The 17,307-nt window shown below is 45.4% G+C and carries 19 protein-coding genes; 7 read left to right on the top strand and 12 right to left on the bottom strand.

The annotated features are described in order from the left end of the window. Positions 1-158 precede the first annotated feature (158 nt). The gene (locus tag RM811_RS14420) at positions 159-1,292 is read right to left on the bottom strand and encodes an RNA-guided endonuclease TnpB family protein (protein WP_402525557.1); all 1,134 of its coding nucleotides are present in this window, start codon (positions 1,290-1,292) and stop codon (positions 159-161) included. Positions 1,293-1,743: 451 nt separating this feature from the next. Here RM811_RS14420 and RM811_RS14415 point away from each other — a divergent pair, with 451 nt between their 5' ends. After that, positions 1,744-2,541, top strand: a complete 798-nt coding sequence (locus RM811_RS14415; protein ID WP_402525555.1) for a 2OG-Fe(II) oxygenase — start codon at positions 1,744-1,746, stop codon at positions 2,539-2,541. A gap of 326 nt (positions 2,542-2,867) precedes the next feature. Here the strand turns inward: RM811_RS14415 and RM811_RS14410 are convergent, their stop codons facing one another. From RM811_RS14410 to RM811_RS14395, 4 genes are all read right to left on the bottom strand, one after another. After that, on the bottom strand, positions 2,868-3,125 hold the full coding sequence (locus tag RM811_RS14410) for a hypothetical protein (RefSeq protein WP_402525554.1): 258 nt from the start codon (positions 3,123-3,125) through the stop codon (positions 2,868-2,870). Between the two features lie 554 nt (positions 3,126-3,679). Then, on the bottom strand, positions 3,680-6,280 hold the full coding sequence (ygjK, locus tag RM811_RS14405) for an alpha-glucosidase (protein ID WP_402525551.1): 2,601 nt from the start codon (positions 6,278-6,280) through the stop codon (positions 3,680-3,682). Between the two features lie 117 nt (positions 6,281-6,397). Beyond that, on the bottom strand, positions 6,398-6,790 hold the full coding sequence (locus RM811_RS14400; protein WP_402525550.1) for an acyl-CoA thioesterase: 393 nt from the start codon (positions 6,788-6,790) through the stop codon (positions 6,398-6,400). A 41-nt stretch (positions 6,791-6,831) separates the two neighbouring features. Beyond that, positions 6,832-7,587 (bottom strand): SDR family NAD(P)-dependent oxidoreductase, encoded by a 756-nt coding sequence (locus tag RM811_RS14395; RefSeq protein WP_402525547.1) that lies wholly within the window; start codon positions 7,585-7,587, stop codon positions 6,832-6,834. Positions 7,588-7,824: 237 nt separating this feature from the next. On the opposite strand from RM811_RS14395, the gene RM811_RS14390 reads away from it, so the two are divergent. After that, positions 7,825-8,484: a hypothetical protein gene (locus tag RM811_RS14390; protein ID WP_402525545.1), complete on the top strand. Its 660-nt coding sequence runs from the start codon at positions 7,825-7,827 to the stop codon at positions 8,482-8,484. A gap of 73 nt (positions 8,485-8,557) precedes the next feature. Here the strand turns inward: RM811_RS14390 and RM811_RS14385 are convergent, their stop codons facing one another. The 4 genes from RM811_RS14385 to RM811_RS14370 all read right to left on the bottom strand — a co-directional run bounded on the left by RM811_RS14385 (position 8,558) and on the right by RM811_RS14370 (position 11,174). Next, complete coding sequence (locus tag RM811_RS14385; protein WP_402525543.1) at positions 8,558-8,974, bottom strand: MATE family efflux transporter; 417 nt, start codon at positions 8,972-8,974, stop codon at positions 8,558-8,560. Next, positions 8,968-9,483 carry an MATE family efflux transporter gene (locus RM811_RS14380; protein ID WP_402525541.1) on the bottom strand — a complete coding sequence of 172 codons (516 nt, stop codon included), beginning with the start codon at positions 9,481-9,483 and terminating at the stop codon, positions 8,968-8,970. The genes RM811_RS14385 and RM811_RS14380 overlap by 7 nt, the downstream gene beginning before the upstream one ends. Positions 9,484-9,615: 132 nt before the next feature. Further along, positions 9,616-9,996, bottom strand: coding sequence for a hypothetical protein (locus RM811_RS14375; RefSeq protein WP_402525539.1), 381 nt, complete (start codon positions 9,994-9,996; stop codon positions 9,616-9,618). Positions 9,997-10,103: 107 nt separating this feature from the next. Then, positions 10,104-11,174, bottom strand: coding sequence for a M48 family metalloprotease (locus RM811_RS14370; protein WP_402525537.1), 1,071 nt, complete (start codon positions 11,172-11,174; stop codon positions 10,104-10,106). Positions 11,175-11,636: 462 nt separating this feature from the next. On the opposite strand from RM811_RS14370, the gene RM811_RS14365 reads away from it, so the two are divergent. After that, positions 11,637-11,936, top strand: a complete 300-nt coding sequence (locus RM811_RS14365; RefSeq protein ID WP_402525535.1) for a hypothetical protein — start codon at positions 11,637-11,639, stop codon at positions 11,934-11,936. 92 nt (positions 11,937-12,028) lie between these two features. Here the strand turns inward: RM811_RS14365 and RM811_RS14360 are convergent, their stop codons facing one another. Together RM811_RS14360 and RM811_RS14355 are read right to left on the bottom strand one after the other, a co-directional pair. Next, positions 12,029-12,745 (bottom strand): pentapeptide repeat-containing protein, encoded by a 717-nt coding sequence (locus RM811_RS14360; RefSeq protein WP_402525532.1) that lies wholly within the window; start codon positions 12,743-12,745, stop codon positions 12,029-12,031. A 42-nt stretch (positions 12,746-12,787) separates the two neighbouring features. After that, complete coding sequence (locus RM811_RS14355) at positions 12,788-13,471, bottom strand: tRNA (adenine(22)-N(1))-methyltransferase (protein ID WP_402525528.1); 684 nt, start codon at positions 13,469-13,471, stop codon at positions 12,788-12,790. 376 nt (positions 13,472-13,847) lie between these two features. Here RM811_RS14355 and RM811_RS14350 point away from each other — a divergent pair, with 376 nt between their 5' ends. Beyond that, positions 13,848-14,102, top strand: a complete 255-nt coding sequence (locus tag RM811_RS14350; RefSeq protein WP_402525526.1) for a type II toxin-antitoxin system HicA family toxin — start codon at positions 13,848-13,850, stop codon at positions 14,100-14,102. Continuing rightward, positions 14,099-14,431: a type II toxin-antitoxin system HicB family antitoxin gene (locus tag RM811_RS14345; protein ID WP_402525524.1), complete on the top strand. Its 333-nt coding sequence runs from the start codon at positions 14,099-14,101 to the stop codon at positions 14,429-14,431. Before RM811_RS14350 ends, RM811_RS14345 begins: the two co-directional genes overlap by 4 nt. A gap of 225 nt (positions 14,432-14,656) precedes the next feature. On the opposite strand, the gene RM811_RS14340 is transcribed toward RM811_RS14345, so the two are convergent. Continuing rightward, positions 14,657-15,886 (bottom strand): restriction endonuclease, encoded by a 1,230-nt coding sequence (locus tag RM811_RS14340; protein WP_402525521.1) that lies wholly within the window; start codon positions 15,884-15,886, stop codon positions 14,657-14,659. Between the two features lie 667 nt (positions 15,887-16,553). Here RM811_RS14340 and RM811_RS14335 point away from each other — a divergent pair. Both RM811_RS14335 and RM811_RS14330 read left to right on the top strand, forming a co-directional pair. Beyond that, positions 16,554-16,826: a type II toxin-antitoxin system RelB/DinJ family antitoxin gene (locus RM811_RS14335; protein ID WP_402525519.1), complete on the top strand. Its 273-nt coding sequence runs from the start codon at positions 16,554-16,556 to the stop codon at positions 16,824-16,826. A 12-nt stretch (positions 16,827-16,838) separates the two neighbouring features. Then, entirely contained in the window at positions 16,839-17,123 is a 285-nt protein-coding gene (locus tag RM811_RS14330; protein ID WP_402525517.1) for a type II toxin-antitoxin system RelE/ParE family toxin, read from the top strand. The last annotated feature ends 184 nt before the right edge of the window (positions 17,124-17,307 follow it).

The following is a 17,307-nucleotide window of genomic DNA, read 5'->3' as shown; positions in this document are numbered from 1 at the left end:
ATTACATTGCCAAGCTTGTTTCTTACTAAAAAGACGGCAAATGTTCGACGGAAGTCATGGGGGGATATTTTAGGTAAGTTATCACCTAAAGCCAGATCACCTTTCCTTTGCGGGTTCAACAAATCAAATTCACTAACGTCTAATGTGTAGGAGTAAATTTAAGCAGATAATGTGTAGCAGTGTGCTGCGTTTATATCTCTGTCATTGTGGGATTTACAAACAGGACAATCCCACTCACGGATAGACAGGGCCATTGATTCAGCCTTATAACCGCAACAATTACATAGCTTGGAACTTGGCTGGAATCTTCCGATTTGAATAATGTTCTTTCCATTCCATCGGCATTTATAATCAAGCACCCGGAGAAACATTCCCCAGCTTGCCTCTTGTATGGCTCTAGAGAGCTTGCGGTTTCTGATCATGCCTTTGATATTCAGGTTTTCTACAGCAATCGTGGTCGCGTGGTTCTTGACAGCCAGCTTTGCCGTTACCTGATGTATGAAGTCGTGCCTACGGTTGGCGACAATTTCATGTATTTTGGAAACTTTTCGTTTTTGTTTTGCTCTGTTGCCAGACCCTTTTTTATTTCTGGCGAATTTCTTTTGTTCGGCTCCAAGCCTTTCCAGAGAAGACTTTAGAATTCTTGGGTTTTTAGTTTTATTCCCTTCACTGTCAATAAGGAATTCAGTAAGGCCAACATCAATACCGATAGTATTTTCAGGCTCAATAGTGGCCGGAACAGGATTAACAACACCATTATCGACTAATACACTCGCATAGTATTTACCAGATGGGCAGCGTTTAACCGTTACGGTTTTCACTTTGCCAGTGAAAGGACGATGCAGCTTTGCTTTGATTCCCTTGAGTTTCGGGAGGTTGATATTGTTTTGCTCAAAATCAACCGTTACATGTTGTGGAGATTGAAAAGCCTGCCAGCCTGAATATTTCGACTTGAACTTTGGGAACTTGGTTCGACCCTGAAAGAAGTTAGAAAACGCAATATCAAGGTGTGCGAGAGAAGCGAGCAAGCTCTGACTGTTGACCTCTGTCAGCCATTCTTTATCCGTTCTCTTTTCTGCCATCGAGTCCTGAAGCTGCCGTTTTGACAGGCTCTTTCCCGTTTCCTTGTAGTGTTTGTCTTTCTCTGACAGTGCCCAATTATAGATATGACGAGAGCAGCCAAAGTGCTTAGCTATAAGGGCTTTTTGTTCAGTGTTTGGGTAAATCCTGTACTTGTAGGCTCTCATACTATTTTTTACACTTGAATCAGAAAAAGGTTCGATATTTTCCATATAATACCAGTCCTCGCCGGACTGGTCGCTATCCATCACCACCCAAGCGCTTAGGCGCTATGGGTGGAGAATTCCGCGAGTTTCGTTAAATACCAGTACATGGTTTCAATGGGTTTGACAGGTAGGTTGGGTCGAACGGAGTGAGCCCCAACAATGTTACCGATGATTGCAGGATGATTACAGATAGCTTGTTGGGGCTCGCATTCGCTCGACCCAACCTTGTCACCCGTCAATCTCATTGAAATGATGTACCAGGCTGTTGGCTGCTAAAATATGATAGTCGGAAATATCATTTCCTGAGCATTTACCTGCTCTGGAGCCCCTGAAAACACTGGGGCATGAATTTTGGCTTGGAATATAAACGACATGTATAAACTAACTTACAACACTTGGCTACCAAAGGATGCAGGACTTGCGGGCAAGAGACAGCGATCAAAAGGGGGGTCAAGTCATGGACAATCTTGTTTGCAATGAGCTGTCGACTGACTCTTTGACTGGGCTGATTTCAGGAACAAATCTTTGCGCTATAAGAAAAAAATGCTTTCTGGATAACCAGCTCTCCAGCCGACTGGCGCAGTGGTTTTTAAACAGTGACCTTACTACACCCTGGCTCCATGAACACTATACCAATGGAAGCGTAATTTTCGTGAATTACGGGGTAAACAGAATCGGTACTCCATTCAATCTGACCTACGGAAAGGGTCCGGATTCTGAGGAAAAAAGAAAATATTACGAGGACGCACCTCGTATCACAAGCCAGATAAGAGCGGTATGCGAACCTGATGAGTACCCCATAGATACAGTCTGTACACGATTGAACGAGCTTTGGCCTGAAGGTGCCAAAATAGCTGAATTCGAGAATAAAAAGATGTTTGCAGGTATTGGCCGCATAACCATGGCTGATCATAAGCATAGTCATCAACCTCATTTTGATTCACTGCCCGCTGAGTTTGGACTGGCGCGGCAATTTAGTATTAATGTCTACCTGAGTGTTCCTCCCTCAGGGGGAGAGCTTGAACTTTGGAACTATCACCCGCTTAGCCCTGAGGAAATTTCAAAGACGGATCAGGACATGGACTGGCGAAGTAAGCTCCCTCCATCGTTTTTCGTTAGCCCCGAGATTGGCGAGTTGATTATGTTCGATACCAGGAGGCCACACGCAGTGAAAAACTTTGACAAGGGTAACAGGGTCACCTTACAGGTATTTCTTGGATATATTCCTGGCAAGCCACTGATGTTGTGGAGTTAAAGTATATGTAAAGGGGCAGTTCATAACGCCCCGGCGACCTTACCCCCTGGATAGCTAGCGTCAGAACGAAAATCCGCAACAGTTAACTGCTGCGGGCAGGGTGCCGGATACGATTAAATTAAATGTTTCTTAAACATCTTCACGTGCCCGACGATTCTCAGGGAATCGTCGATAATATCGGTAAAATTGTTGGGGCTAACTCCGTTCGACCCAACCTTGTCAAACCCATTGAAGCACAAAAGGATGAAGCACAAGCACAAAAGGACATCCATAAATTTATCGGTACAATCTATAACGTGGCTATGCCACGGGTATTTTTTGAATGCCTATCCACCATCCTTTCCCGATGCCAATGCATGCTTTTCCCAGAATTCTATAATTTCTTTATACTTCTCAGGGTTTTGTTTCATCCATGATTCCAATTCAACAGGAGGCATTTTGCCCAGCAATGTTCCAAAGATGGTATCAATTGGATGTGCATTGTTACCGTCTTTACTTTTCCTTCCTATCACTATGACTTTATTGGCTGGTCTGAATGGCTTGTCAATCATTCTTGATTCATTTTTTCTGTTGCTTCTTTGCATATACTTAACGTTTTCTTCCTTAACAGGTTCGTCACCAGAATCAGGACCGTATCAACCACAAGTTACGGAGCCAACATCATCTGGAATGTCCAGAACCACTTTGAATTTTTCCCCCTTCTTGTCGTTTGTCAAATCGAGAGTGTTGATGACGTACATAAAAACAGCTTCACTGAAGACGTGATCATTATGCTTGGGTTCCAGAAATTTCAAGCAAGACAGGGTTAGCGGGCTCCATATAAATATCCTTATGTATTAATTGGCAGATCAAAAGATTCAGGGTCTATTATCCCCCCCCCCTGCAGCCAATAACACTAACCGCCGTGTCAGGTGAGATAACAAAAACGCTGCATAACCTCACAGGCTGCAATAATCGATATACTCAATGACCAGAATGACCACGATCCCGAGGTTGTCATAAAACTCAAAAATTGGTCCAACCCGCGCGGGTCGGTTCCCCGTTCAGGGGAACCGACGTCGAGACCGCTCTTCGGCCTTTTACGACAGCCTCTAAGCGTGGGGATGCAGGAAGGTATATCCTTTTTACGACAGGGACTTTAAGACCCGCTCATAAAATCCCGATACATCATATACAGCAGCGCCGCACTCCAGCCAAAATTACTGGCTCCCTGAACGGCACCGGTTTCAGGGTTGTAGTTCTCCCGGATAGCACCATCTTTCATCAGCCCCTCAGCATTGCTGAGAATTTTACCCATCAGTTGCTGAACCTCCTGATCATAGCCGTAGTTCTGCAGCCCTTTCAGTCCAAAGTAGGCCTGATCCACCCAGACACGACCACGCCAGTATATATCCGGGCCATAGGCAGGGTTGCTTTGCGAAGCGGTTGGGAAAGGAACGGCGGGGGTATTAAACTCCTGCTCGTTCATTATCATATCCCGCACCCTGCTGGCCTGCTCCCGGCTTGCCAGCTGGGTAAACAACGGTGACCAGCCTTCAGGCCCACGGCCACGACGGGTCAGCAACGCTCCCTTCTGATCGCACTCCCAGGCTGCCAGAGGCTCACCGGAAATCCGGTAATCGTAGTAAAAGCCACTCTCAGCATCAAACATGCAGGCATTGATAAAGTCTTCCAGCTTCTGGGCCTCATCAAGGAACTGCCGGGCCTCACCATCACGACCCAGTAACTCGGCCATATCCGCCAGATAGCGCTTTTCTGCGGCCAGGTAGGCGTTGATATCCACAGACTCCTGGTTAATGGTGTAACCCACGGGCTGGCCATAGACCTGATTCTGAAAGAATCGGGGAGTCCAGTCAGCCCGGGCCTTTACCATATCACCGTCGTACATTTGGTCGGCATAGGCGGCCAGCTGATCCTCATTGATAAAGCCGAAATTGGCGGCATTATCACGACCGGATTCCCAACCCACACCATCCTGCGCCGGTGCGTTAATGGCAACGCCTCCCCAGTCCACCATGCCATCGTACATTTGCGTGCTATAGCAGAGCTTGTCCGCGTCACCAATACAGTAGCTGTCCATCATGGTTTTCAGATAATCCGGCATGGTCAGGTCGTCTGACCAGGCAAAGGAGAACCGCAGCTCATTCCCATCCACTACTTCCCCATTCATCAATGCACCGTTATGGGCCGGATGCATGGTGGCCCCATACTCCACGATACCGTTGCCATTAAAGTCACGGCTCCGGTACCACCACTGATGATATTTGACCAGTGACGGATACATCTCTTTCAGCCACTCACCAGCCTCGCCATGACGATTCTGCCTGCGCAACCCCTGGTAAACTTCCCAGACCGACCAGGAGGCCAGGGACGGTTTGGTATTCCGTTCATTCCAGTTACCGCCATCCAGGTGAGCGTAGTTATCCATATGCCGGTGGACGTCCATATTAAAGGGCATATCTGCACGAAGCGGCGTAATGTTGGGAAAGACTACATCGATCAGCATCCCCGCATCCTGATAGCGCAACGGGTCCATATCACTCACCTGGTAATCAAACATGGCGCGCACATTGGCCATGGCCAGATCCGGATTGATATGAGCCAGGGCATACACATGCTTCCAGCTGTCCCATGGCCAGATACCACCGGCAAACCAGGGAGCCGTATAGGATGGAGTCACACCGTCGTGTTGCAGGAAACCATAAGGCGAGCGCCAGTTGGCATGGAGGGTCTGAATGGCTTTAACCGCCAGACGGGTTTGCTTCTTTGAGGCCCTGGTATTGGTTAAACCGGTTTCCAGGTAATCCTCCCAGCGTTCAACTGAACGGTCGAAATGCGGTTCCGGCGCAGACAGAATAGCGCCGATGCGTTCATTAATCGCCGATACTTCCCCGGCATCATGACCGTAAGCCTGGGCAGACCAGATCACCATAGCTTCGCCACCAGCAATAGTCACCGGGTCGGAAGCCACCTGATAGGAATGGCTGTCACGGCTTTGATCAATAGATTGCCAGTGGGTGGGCAATGTACGCCGGATGATAAACGACGCATCATCCTGGGTCATCAGGGTCCAGGTATCACGCTGCCGGTTAAGACGAAGGACAATACCTTCGCTGGAACCGGAGAGTTGCCGAAAACCTTCACCGTACTGTCCTGAAATGCTCCGGCAATTTGCTAACACGCCACCCTTTCGATGAAGCTGCTCAGTGAGTTCACCACTCCAGTTCAGGGTAAACTGCCGTTGTCTTCCGGTTTTATTGAGAATCGTGGTTTTCACCAGGGAGATCCGCGGGTCAACAAACCGCATCTCCAGCGCTACTTCAATATCATCCAGATCATAACGCTGGTACAACGCCCCCGGATAGGCAATCAGTTCCGGGTTCTTCACGGAAGTAAGGTCATAGACCTCTCCGCATTGGGCGGTCAGGCTCAACTGCTCCATATACCGCCCCGGCAGGATGTTATACTCCTCCGCAATAATGGATGGCCCGGTAAAACTGCCCTGGGTTTCAGGACTGGCGGGCAATAAAAAACCATGCCAGCTGCCATGGTCGTACAGGGGATTAAAGGCAATGTTACTGTATTCGTCCTGATCCCTGAGTGCAGCAGGGTCACCATAACGATCAAGAACATTCTTATATTTCAGAGCTAATTTTCCCGATGGACTCAACGGAGACTGATCGGCAAGCGCATGATGGCTGAAAATAAATACGGCCAATACCCATAGTATTCTGAACATAGAGATTCCTCAGGGATATTGATGGATACCAGAGAAAGATAAACACCCTCTCCGGTGATCCTGAGTCTGTATCTATAGTTCAGTAACAGGAAATAATAAACTTTCAAACGATCATCGTTAAAGTGGAAATAGCCGATCAATATCTTCCGGCAAAAAAGGCCTGCCTTTGGCATTCACAGCGGTTCCAACGATCAATGCATCAATCGCCAGTTTATTATCCCGTTTGCGGAAAATTCTCTGCTTAAACCCAAACTTCAGTCTGGAGAGTCGAACCGGCTCCACTTCCACATAAAACGCATCCCCCGGCACCAGCGACATTTTGTAATCCATCTCGCTTCTCAGCACGACCAGATTAATCTTCTCTGCAGCCAGTCTGGCAAAGTCGATATTGCTGGCGTGCAGGAACTCATGTCGTGCATGCTCCAGATAGTTGAAATAGACACTGTTGTTCACGATTCCCTGAAGGTCGCACTCATAGTCGCGAACCTTCATCTGCAGACTGAATGGCATGGTTTACTCTCCCGGAAATGGGCGCATTGTAGGCGCTGTGATCACCCCATAAAAGCCTGACCACCATCTACAGCGATACTTTGACCATTGATATAGCCCATCTCATCAGAACAGAGATTAGCCACTACCCTGCCAATGTCTTCTTCACATTCCCCAACACGTCCCATGGGAATGGCATTAACAAATGCTTCAGCCTCTTCGGGATTGGCATTCATCCACCACTCAAGGCTGGGAGATTTGGCATGGGGCAGAATCACATTACAGCGAATATTATCCGCCCCCCATTCACAGGCGGCAGCACGACTCAGGGAACGAATAGCTTCCTTCACTGCCGCATAGGGCCCATAGCCAGACATATCCCAACGTTTGGCCGCAGTAGACGCCAGATTGATAATGACACCATCACCTTTCATGTGCGGGTAGCAGAGTCGCATCAATCGCAACGTCGCCAACGGCCCGGACTGCCAGCCGGCTTCAAATGCTTCATCGGTGATGTTGTTGAGGGTGCCCAGGGCAATCTCCTGAGCATTATTGACCAGAATATTCAGTCCGCCCAACTCACTGACAACACGATCAACACCATTAGAGAGCGATTCCGGATCTTTCACATCCATCGCGATGGCAATAGCCGTACCGCCTGATTCCCTGACCTGTTCGCAGGTCGCTTCACACTTTGAAAGTGTTCGTCCGGCAACCGCGACAGCAGCGCTATCCTTTGCCAGAGCCAGAGCTATCCCCTGACCAACTCCCTGCCCCGCTCCGGTTACCAGGGCAACCTTTCCCGTTAATTTATTCATTATTTTTGTTCTTCCGGATAAGTTTCTGTCGTCTAGTTTAATAAGACTGATAAGAAAGGGCGTAATCCATTCAGGTTATTTTGATCGTGCCAAAGATGCTAAACCACATAAAACACAACCATCCATGGCATACATCCATGGCATATTCAGGGAGCGTTTGAAAAATATCTACCAAAACAGGGAACTTAAGATGTAAAAAGTTATCAAAATGCCAATTAATGAAGGCATATCAAAATCATGCAAGTATCAGCGTTTCGAGTTACTATAACCTTCCGAGATTCAGCCCATTCAATAGAAGTTAATAAAGATCCTGATTGCACTTTATGTAATGCAACCACTGCAGCCACACTCTATCTGGGCAGAAGAGTGATTACTTTTGAGACAGAAAGTAAATCTTTACCAGCTGTAGTTAAAAGAGACACTAATACTAACGAATTAACTGAACTGGTCATTAACGTTTGTTACCAATGTAAGTCACATATCAATTTAGGAATAAGCTCTGAACTACACTCTGATGTCGCATCATTATTCATCCCAAACGGAAACCATCAGATGAATGATTATGGTACAGCTCTAAAACAGGCTGCCTTTTTGAATATGATACCGATGGCAACTTTGTTATTAGATACAATGACTGATCCAAAAGAATTGAAAGCCAAAATAGAGAACAGGGACCCAAACCTTAAAGCAAATACAATCGACCTGGACATTCTTGAAGCACTTGGAGAGTCACTTGTTCTAGCGCTCAATAAAAATCACTATCATATGATCAACCTATTACTGCTGCGTGGTGCAACACTTCCAGAAAATTCTCCTGAAGCCAGAGATAAGGCGATAACAAGAAAACTAATGGAAATCAGCGGTGTCAATATCAGAGAAAAATATCTCATTAAATAAATTTGATGACTTAATCGGTCAAAGTCAAACAGGCAAGGCTGGCGCTAAAAATGACGCCAGCCATTCCTCACTATTATTGCTGCAAGGTAATACCAAACGACAGGCTCATGGGAATCATGTAAGTCATACTGGAAAAGTTCAGGGCAATCTGTGCGGCAGCAATATTGTTAGCACCCAGCTTGCCTATTAGCAGTGCGATGACGGCAAAAATACTGCCACAGACACAAATGCTGATGCCAATAGGCAGACCCAGGCGGAACAACTCTCTCATTCGTGCGAAATCAGGAAGTAACGCAGTCAGGTCAAGCAAGTGCTCGTAGCGATGATGTTTGCGGATATAAAGAAAAATCAGAAGAGACATTAACCAATACACGATACTGGTCGCCCAACCACAACCTGCAGCCCCAAAGGCAGGAAAGCCCAGCTTTCCGTAGATCAGGATGTAATTCACCGGAATATTCACCAGCAAACCCAGCAGTGCAATCACCATGGGGCACGGGTATTACCCATACCTTCCAGAAAACTGTTGAGCATGTAGAACAGGGCGATACCCGGCAGGCCAAAAGCTAACGCATGGAGATAGCCAACCCCCACCGGAATAATCTCCGGTGCGACCTTCATATAGACAAGAATGTCTTCACTGAAATTCAGATAACCGATCAAAACAATGGAGCAGAGCAAGACAATCCATAAAGTTTGCCCCAAATCTTTGGTAATGCCCTGATGATTCGCGGCGCCACGATGGTGGGCTGTTACCGGAGTCAACATCATCAGGATGCCGCGCAGTAATAAGCTGGCTGGTAACCATAGGCTGGTACCCACAGCAATGGCGGCCAGATCTCTGGCACTGGCTTGCCCAGCCATACTGGTATCCACAAAGTTCATACCATTGGTGGCCAGCTGGGTAACAATAATGGGGAGTGAAAGGCTCAGCAGCGCTTTGGACTCATCAACAAAACGATGAACACGATAAAAGAATGTTTGCATTAATTGGAGCATTCGCATCAACACGCCATGCCCGGATTCAGGCCGGATGGCAAAGTGAGCAGGGGCAGGATGCGGCCATTTTGGCGGCGGCGATACTAACATCAATATAGAACAGTTTAAATGGATGAAGCCCAACGCAGAAAATCATCTTATCACATCTGACTTTTCGACCATTACAAAACTACCTATATCAAAATCCTGATCACTGCTACCTTGATCATTACTAACCGGACCACTACGAACCCGATCATTAACAACCCCGCCACCTTTGATAAAGGTCATAAGCTGATTATGACCATCCTTAACCCCTGTAATTATGCGTTGACACAATCTACTCCCCAAATGACAGGCATGACCCCGATTGCCTGAGTGCTTAAGGTACAGTAAAGCAACAACACAGCCCACGACAATAAAACCAAAAGCCAAGTCTATTGGCATGTCAAAACTACTATTTCCATTTAACTCATTTTGAAGTTGAGGTGCAGGAACATCCGTATTACCTAAAAAAGTAATAGCCGTCATCATTTCTCCTTTCATTACAGATTATAAAATGGTGTTTTCAATAACTATAGAAGAGCAGAAAGCCTCTGAAATAAAATATCGAAATCACCAGCACTATTTATTTTAATAAATTACAACTGATATTCGATACCCAGACCGAGAGCATCGGGCTTACTGGAGTAGTAGCCTTTTAATTGATTACTTAACTTTTTCATTTCATCAAAACGTGCTGCATTGGTAGGGTGTGTAGAAATAAACATGTTCACAATCGGCCTGACATTACCGGTAGCCGCACTCATCCTGCGCCAAAGTCGTACACATTCTGATGGATCGTATCCAGCCAGAGCCGTCAAATAAATCCCTGTTTCATCAGCCTGTTGTTCTCTTTCCTGTGATATCGCATTGGTAAAAGGAATACTGGCTATCCCCCACTTCTGGAAGAATAGAAAATCTAAAACAGACTGACCAGAATGCTTTGCCAGAACATGCCCCATTTCGTGAGCAATCACACAGGACAGTCCAGCCTGATTTTGAGTAATAGAGAATATTGGAGAATAAAGAATAATTTTATAGCCGGTTCCGGAAACTGCGTTCGGTGAAGCACCAGCCATCGTCGTAATTGACCAGGAGCTGGCAGGAATCTGAAAAATTTGCTCAACAACTGTTTTTAATCGAGTGGCAACCGGATCAATATAAACAGACATATCCTGCTGTATCTCTGGAGTGGGTTTATCATAAACAACCCAGTGTTTAATTTTTTCTTTGGTAATTTCGTACCATACATAAGGCCAGGCAACAAAGTCGGCAGGTGAACGTAAATATACCCGGGACACCATAGAAAGAGCTCCCAACAATGCACCCTTTAGAATAGCTCCTGATAAAAAGTTGATGTAGACCAGATTACTGGCTCCTCCACTGTCCAGAAACGTCCACAACCCATACCAGCTAAAGCCAAAAACCGAACCTACGATACCTCCTGTAATAGAGGCTAAACCGGTACGGGATACCTCGTCCGACAGCCCTCTATTTACCGAATTTCGAAGTTTGAAAATAATCGACTCTTCACTATTCAAACCAATAGCTTCCAGAGTGCTTTCAGCCTGATGCTCAATGGGGACATCAGGATAAGCTGCAATAGATGCAAGAAATAAAATAAAACAGAAAATAAAACAGAAAATAAATTTACTGACAAAACGACGCATTCAACCACCTGAAACAGCAATAATTTTCTAGGTTCAGACCGCTGTTTTACATAATAGTTCCACTGCTTGAAAAAATTATCAAAAAAATTAAAACCATTAAATAAATTAAAACCATTAAATAAATAAGATAAGGCCTGATATTAAGTTATCCAGAAAGTGCTTTTTCAACCTCGACTGTCGGTATCTCAAAATCCATTTAGCACTACTTTCCAGACACCCTCCCAGTACATATACCGATCATCCCAACGGCAGGGGCTGGTACAGTGTTATGCTTTTATTGAACTGAAGGCTCTCAATCTGATCAAAAAATAACCAACCCTGACAGCACCACATGACTTCATGCTTTCCTTGATCACCTAACGGTTTATCCACAGCATTGTCCACATAAATTCTGGATGATTTATTGTGGATAATCATCAGAGCAACACGGCTACAGGTAATTTTTTTCAGGTATCTTATACAATGACCACACAGTTGATAGACAACCTGGCAAGGCTGGAGGAGCACATCAGTATTTCCCGCAACCACAACATTACCATGGCCCAGCTGATTATCCTTCTGATTTTAAAAGATTTTCCTATGAACCTTGCGGAGCTGTGCGAGCGACCCGGTTTCGGCCCGAACAAAGTAAGGGAACTGCTGAGGATGCTGCTGCTGCCATCGGGAAAGAATAAGAAGGCTATCGGTTTTATCCACAAGCCGGCTGCGCAGGAGCTATATGTACTAACGGAGCCGGGCCGGGGGTGGATAAGTGAATTATAAGAAGGGATGAGGCAGATACAAGATTCAGACCTGCCCCGGCTTTCGGCAGATCAGTAGCCTCAGTGCTACTGCTACCATTGCCTTATTGCCGTTTAATCAAGCAGCTCGATATCCAGACTGGCTAAAAGTCGGATGGCCTCATGACGCGAGAATTTCGCATTTTTAATTTTATTAACATTGATATCAATATCGTAGTTGGTTGATTCAGCAAAGCTGGCCGAAGTGAGATTGGTATTACTGAAAAGGCTGTTGGTGAAATCAGTATAATCAAACACACCTTCACTAAAATCACCTTCCCTGAAATCAACCTCATGTACTTTACACTCTTCCAGGATGATCTCGGTTAAATCCAGGCCAAAGAAAGAGGAGTCATTGAGAATGCATTGAAAGAACTGGATAGGCGAAGTGACGGAAATATTTGGCCAGGCGACTTTCGTCCAGTCCACACCAATGATCTTACTGTTTTTGAAGGTAACATCTGAAAACCGGCTGTAGTTAAGTTTAACAAGGCTGAGATTGCACTTCTCAAACTCACAATCAATAAACCGGCACTTTTCAAACACCGTCTCGCTGAAGTCACAGTTCACAAACGTGCAGGCATCAAATTCAATATCACTCAACGTCCTGTTGGAAAAATCACCATCACTGAAGGTTCTGGAAAGATATTCAGCTTCATTCTCGATCACGTTGCTCATACCACCTGACATCAGCTTCAAGTAAACGATAGAGAATAACGGTTTTTGGTAAAACAGCGCAAGGCTCTTGCCATACGTGGTCCGCAGGAGCCAAAGCCAGTGAGAGACACGCATTTTGTTCCCTCAGGCTATGCAGACCTGTCAAAGAACGTAGCTTCATCCCCCGGAAATAGTCACGCTTTGGTAACCATCAATAACAGGCTGAACGCTGGAGACATCCCCGCTCTGAATTCTCTGATAATGGTTCAGGGTTTTGCTGAGATAACGCTTAGCAGTTCTGGCCTGTTCTACTGTATTCACTTTCCAGATTGAATCACCGAAGGGACTGATTTTTGATGGTTCGTCGCCAACTGATGACACCAGCAGGATTTCATAAAAACGACGATTTTCTTCCACCAGCACTTCGTTCCTGAGGCTGAAGTCAAGCTCAATAAGCTGCTGACGCACCATAAACTGGTGATAGACAGGACAGAGCAGAAAATCAACAGAGTGGGCCGGATATTCCTGGACAATGGCATTGATAAACTCAACCATTAAGTCACCACCGACACCCGCAATGATGATTAAGTGCTTACCTTCATACTGATCAAGCGGCAAGGCTTTCACATCCAGACAATGGGTTTCCCGGGCTGAAGATGAGTGTGAAAAAAAATGCGCCAGTTTGCTTTCCAGTTCAGCCATAAGTTCTGGAACAATATCCACAAAATGAATGCACTGTGCAGCCTGCCTCGACAACAGCGCAGCCCCAAGCAAGCCATGATCACAGCAACAGTCCCAGATGTGGCTGTATTCTGGTGCGACCATTGATTCAATCTGCTTCAGTCGTTTACTGAGTTTCAATGCTATAAGCCCCGCCTGATGAGCTGCATGGTGAGAAATGGGGCATTGTAATGATCATTTTGGGAGGTTGCGAATAAGTCCGGTTGCATTTCTTAAACCATGACTATCACTGAAAGCAGTTATGGCAACATGGGCTTATCAGAAAACAATAAAAAAAACCCGTAAATCAACGATCTACGGGGTTTATATTTGGTTGGGGCGGCGGGACTTGAACCCGCAGACAATGAGACATAAATACTTGTTTTAATTCCATTAAACAATTAAAAATTCAAACGAGGGGCGTTTGAGGGGCTAATGGAATTTTATGCGTTTCACTACAGATACAGGCAGGCAAATCTGATACCATTTTTTGATACTATACGCTATAGTTTTCCTTATGAAGGCTAAGCACCGAAAAACTCTCATAGCAATTTATCAAGACCCAGCTCCGAAACAGCTGGAGTGGAAAGCAATAGAAGCTCTTTTTATTGCTGCTGGAGCTGAAGTTATTGAGGGGCGTGGATCACGAGTGAGGTTCCACAAAAATGGTGAAATTAGCACTTTTCATAGGCCACATCCAAAGAAAGAGGCAAAGCCGTATCAGGTGAAAGATGCGCGAGATTTTCTAACCAGAATTGGAATCAAACCATGAACACAATGACATATAAAGGTTATGCAGCCAGCATAGAATACAGCGATAATGATGAATGCTTTATTGGTCATATCGCAGGCATTAATGATCGAGTTGGCTTTCATGGTGAGTCTGTCACAGAGTTAAGAGAAGCGTTCCATGAGGCTGTAGAGGATTATAATGAAACGTGTGCTGCGGTGGGTAAAGAACCCCAGAAGCCATATTCTGGTAAATTGATGCTCCGTATCCATCCGGAATTACATGCAACTATCGCCACTGCAGCCCAGGTCAGTGGACAAAGTATCAACCAGTGGATTTCAAAAGCATTAGCTCAGGCTTCTCATAGATAACCTTACGCATCATCAGCGGTTTCAAGTGAGGTCTCTATTGCACCTAAATAAATGGCGGTTTTTCCCCTGTTTCACACTTCCACTTCGTAAACCGCTAACGCTGGAAAAAATTAATAGAAAATTAGCAGAAAATTAGCAAGAAAATTAGCAGGACACCCACAAACTTGACACCAGAAACAACTGTATTATTTTTCTCCTGTGCCTATTTCATTCCCAACAGGAGAACTATCCCCTGGAAGGATTAATCCTACCCTCAGCCCAAAGCAGATCAAAGCGCTCTTTCTCACTGCTCTTGTGATTGACGCATCCAACCATATGCTTAACTGAGTCCCAGTTATCACACCCCCAAGGCACTTTGTACCAATCAACCCAGGCTTGTTCCTTTACTTTCTCAAGCTCTTTAGTTTTACGTCTTTCAAGCGAACTTTCCCGCTCAAATGCCAGCGTTGCCTGTTGCCCAAGACTTCTTACCTGCTCATCATAAGGATCAGTTTGTGGCTTCTGCGCTGGCAGGATTTCAAGCTTGGATGGCGGTGTGTTTGACTTTTCCGCATATGCCCGTTGAGCCTGCTGCTGGACTTTTGTAGCGTGATCCAGCGTAGATTCACCAAACCAGGTAAATACCAATGAAACGGCTTTTACCAAGACCGCAATAAGGACTACGGAGAAAACAATACTGACCAGAAACACCTTGTTTTTATTCTTAGTGAGAGACCTGCCGTAGCCCTTTGTCCGTGATGATTTACTAGCTCTGGAGTCTGCAGCCCATGCCTCTGATGACTTGAAAGCCCCATTGCGGCTATTAAATCCAGCAGTATTTGCTGATCGGCTTTCAGGAATATCAAAAAAGCGGTGAAAGAAATCGTCTTTTACCTTCTCCTTTGCATGAGACCTTTTTAAGTGAAGCTTCTGGCAGCATGAAGGAAAGTTTCTACACCCCCAAAACTGATCTCCTGTATTTTTCCCCTTTGAGACGGTACGAAGTACCATCCTGACACCACATTTTGGGCATGTGGGCGTGGTATAGTCTCCAGCCAAGGCGCTGTTTACCAGCTCTTTTTGCTGTTCTACAGACAGCTGGCTAATCAGAGACAAAAGGCGCTCACCAGAAATCAGTTGCAGCTTTTTACCTTTGGCAAAAGACTTGGCATCTCCGGTAAAGTCACTGGCAGTGACAAAAATACCGATAGGAACCTGATCTCCGGCCATGACTCCATAGAGTTCACGAACAGCCTTCACTCCAACCTTCTGGTTTGACCAGGCTTTACACTGAACATAAATCTTAACAGGTCTGCCTTCAGGCGATGACCTTTCCAGTACAACATCGACACCCCCATCTGCACCAGCCCCCGTTAAACGAGAATCATAACCCTTAAACTGGAAATACTTATGACAAAGCTCTTCGAACCGTTTCCAGTCCATTTCCTGAAGATGATTAATTGTTAGGGGAGACAAGATGATAGACCTGATAGAAAGCTTATGATCGGTATTGATCATTACCAGCGATTACACAGGGAACACTATAACCATCTATTTTTGGCCTGGGCAGTTATTCTGGTAGAAAGTTGTATTAGAGGTCAGGCCTTGAATCTTATCCAGGATATTCAAGAAAAATGACCATGAAATACGCAAAATTCAATCCTGACTACTTCAAGGAAGCTGTTGAACTGAACCCGCTGATCAGCCTTGAACGACAAAGTATAGGTATTGAAATTTAACCGACATTCTCTTTTGACACTTTTTCGGAACTTTGTGTTTCTCAGCACTCTACAGATAATAAAAAACCCCGTAAATCAATGAACTACGGGGTTTATATTTGGTGGAGGCGGTGGGACTTGAACCCGCGTCAAACCTTACTTAACTCATTATTTTTTCTGCATATAATTTTAAAATTTTCAAACAAGGGGGGCGTTTGAGGGGCTGATGATATTTCAGGCGTTTTACTCAGATATAGCCAAATGATCTGATTCCTTTTTTGGCACTATTGTTCCCCCCCCTTTGAATGACAAGTAACGAAAAACGCTCATCGCCAAATTCAGCGGCACTGAAGGCGTCCGCTGGATTTTTTGTTCGCTGCTACATATTGTGCTAACATTTGTGTGTACAGCATAAGGAGCTCGTTATGGAAACAAGAATACAATTTCGAGTCGATGAGGAAACAAAACGCTTGGCTCAAAAAATGGCTGAAAGTCAGGGGCGCACTATAAGTGATGCATGCCGGGAGTTTACGGAGCAGCTGGCTGAGCAACAGCGTAAGTTATCCTCCCACGATCTATGGCTAACCCAACAAGTCAATCAGGCATTTGAGAAATTTGACTCTGGAGCAGCGGATTTTATTGAACACGATAAAGCCAAAGACGAGATGGCTAAGCGCAAAGCAAAAATTCGCAAATAGAGGCAACCATTAATGATTTTATGGGAAGAAGATTCTCTGAATGATCGGGAAAAGATCTTCGAGTTTCTTTATGATTTTAATCCTGCTGCCGCAGAAAAGACTGACTTAATCATTGAAGCTAAAGTTGAAAACTTATTAGAGCAACCGCTCATGGGTGTTCAGCGTGAAGGCATCCGTGGCAGATTGCTGATCATTCCGGAAGTATCCATGATTGTTTCATACTGGGTTGATGGCGCAGACATTCGTATAATGCGCGTTTTTCACCAAAAACAAAAATTCCCAAGTGATCCGGGTTGACGTCTGGGCATATCTGAAAATCTATACCGCCTCACACTTCTGCGGTAGTGGGCCAAATGTGTGGATAGGGATAATCCCATACTGACAAAAATACTCTTCATCCCAATATACGTCCTATGACGTGTCTTATTGAAGTTAAATGCCCCGACTGCCATCTCTCGCTCGTTGGGAAGAACGGTTTTTG

It is taken from the genome of Endozoicomonas sp., assembly GCF_031844845.1.
GTDB lineage: Bacteria > Pseudomonadota > Gammaproteobacteria > Pseudomonadales > Endozoicomonadaceae > Endozoicomonas.
The sequence above is the reverse complement of the archived record's forward strand: the minus strand, read 5'-3'. Positions and strand labels throughout refer to the sequence as shown.

Bases quoted from the DNA above. Each gene is read 5' to 3' on its own strand.
- RM811_RS14420 (WP_402525557.1), bottom strand. From the start codon at position 1,292: ATGGAAAATATCGAACCTTTTTCTGATTCAAGTGTAAAAAATAGTATG.
- RM811_RS14415 (WP_402525555.1), top strand. From the start codon at position 1,744: ATGGACAATCTTGTTTGCAATGAGCTGTCGACTGACTCTTTGACTGGG.
- RM811_RS14410 (WP_402525554.1), bottom strand. From the start codon at position 3,125: ATGCAAAGAAGCAACAGAAAAAATGAATCAAGAATGATTGACAAGCCA.
- ygjK (WP_402525551.1), bottom strand. From the start codon at position 6,280: ATGTTCAGAATACTATGGGTATTGGCCGTATTTATTTTCAGCCATCAT.
- RM811_RS14400 (WP_402525550.1), bottom strand. From the start codon at position 6,790: ATGCCATTCAGTCTGCAGATGAAGGTTCGCGACTATGAGTGCGACCTT.
- RM811_RS14395 (WP_402525547.1), bottom strand. From the start codon at position 7,587: ATGAATAAATTAACGGGAAAGGTTGCCCTGGTAACCGGAGCGGGGCAG.
- RM811_RS14390 (WP_402525545.1), top strand. From the start codon at position 7,825: ATGCAAGTATCAGCGTTTCGAGTTACTATAACCTTCCGAGATTCAGCC.
- RM811_RS14385 (WP_402525543.1), bottom strand. From the start codon at position 8,974: ATGGTGATTGCACTGCTGGGTTTGCTGGTGAATATTCCGGTGAATTAC.
- RM811_RS14380 (WP_402525541.1), bottom strand. From the start codon at position 9,483: ATGCTCCAATTAATGCAAACATTCTTTTATCGTGTTCATCGTTTTGTT.
- RM811_RS14375 (WP_402525539.1), bottom strand. From the start codon at position 9,996: ATGATGACGGCTATTACTTTTTTAGGTAATACGGATGTTCCTGCACCT.
- RM811_RS14370 (WP_402525537.1), bottom strand. From the start codon at position 11,174: ATGCGTCGTTTTGTCAGTAAATTTATTTTCTGTTTTATTTTCTGTTTT.
- RM811_RS14365 (WP_402525535.1), top strand. From the start codon at position 11,637: ATGACCACACAGTTGATAGACAACCTGGCAAGGCTGGAGGAGCACATC.
- RM811_RS14360 (WP_402525532.1), bottom strand. From the start codon at position 12,745: ATGCGTGTCTCTCACTGGCTTTGGCTCCTGCGGACCACGTATGGCAAG.
- RM811_RS14350 (WP_402525526.1), top strand. From the start codon at position 13,848: ATGAAGGCTAAGCACCGAAAAACTCTCATAGCAATTTATCAAGACCCA.
- RM811_RS14345 (WP_402525524.1), top strand. From the start codon at position 14,099: ATGAACACAATGACATATAAAGGTTATGCAGCCAGCATAGAATACAGC.
- RM811_RS14335 (WP_402525519.1), top strand. From the start codon at position 16,554: ATGGAAACAAGAATACAATTTCGAGTCGATGAGGAAACAAAACGCTTG.
- RM811_RS14330 (WP_402525517.1), top strand. From the start codon at position 16,839: ATGATTTTATGGGAAGAAGATTCTCTGAATGATCGGGAAAAGATCTTC.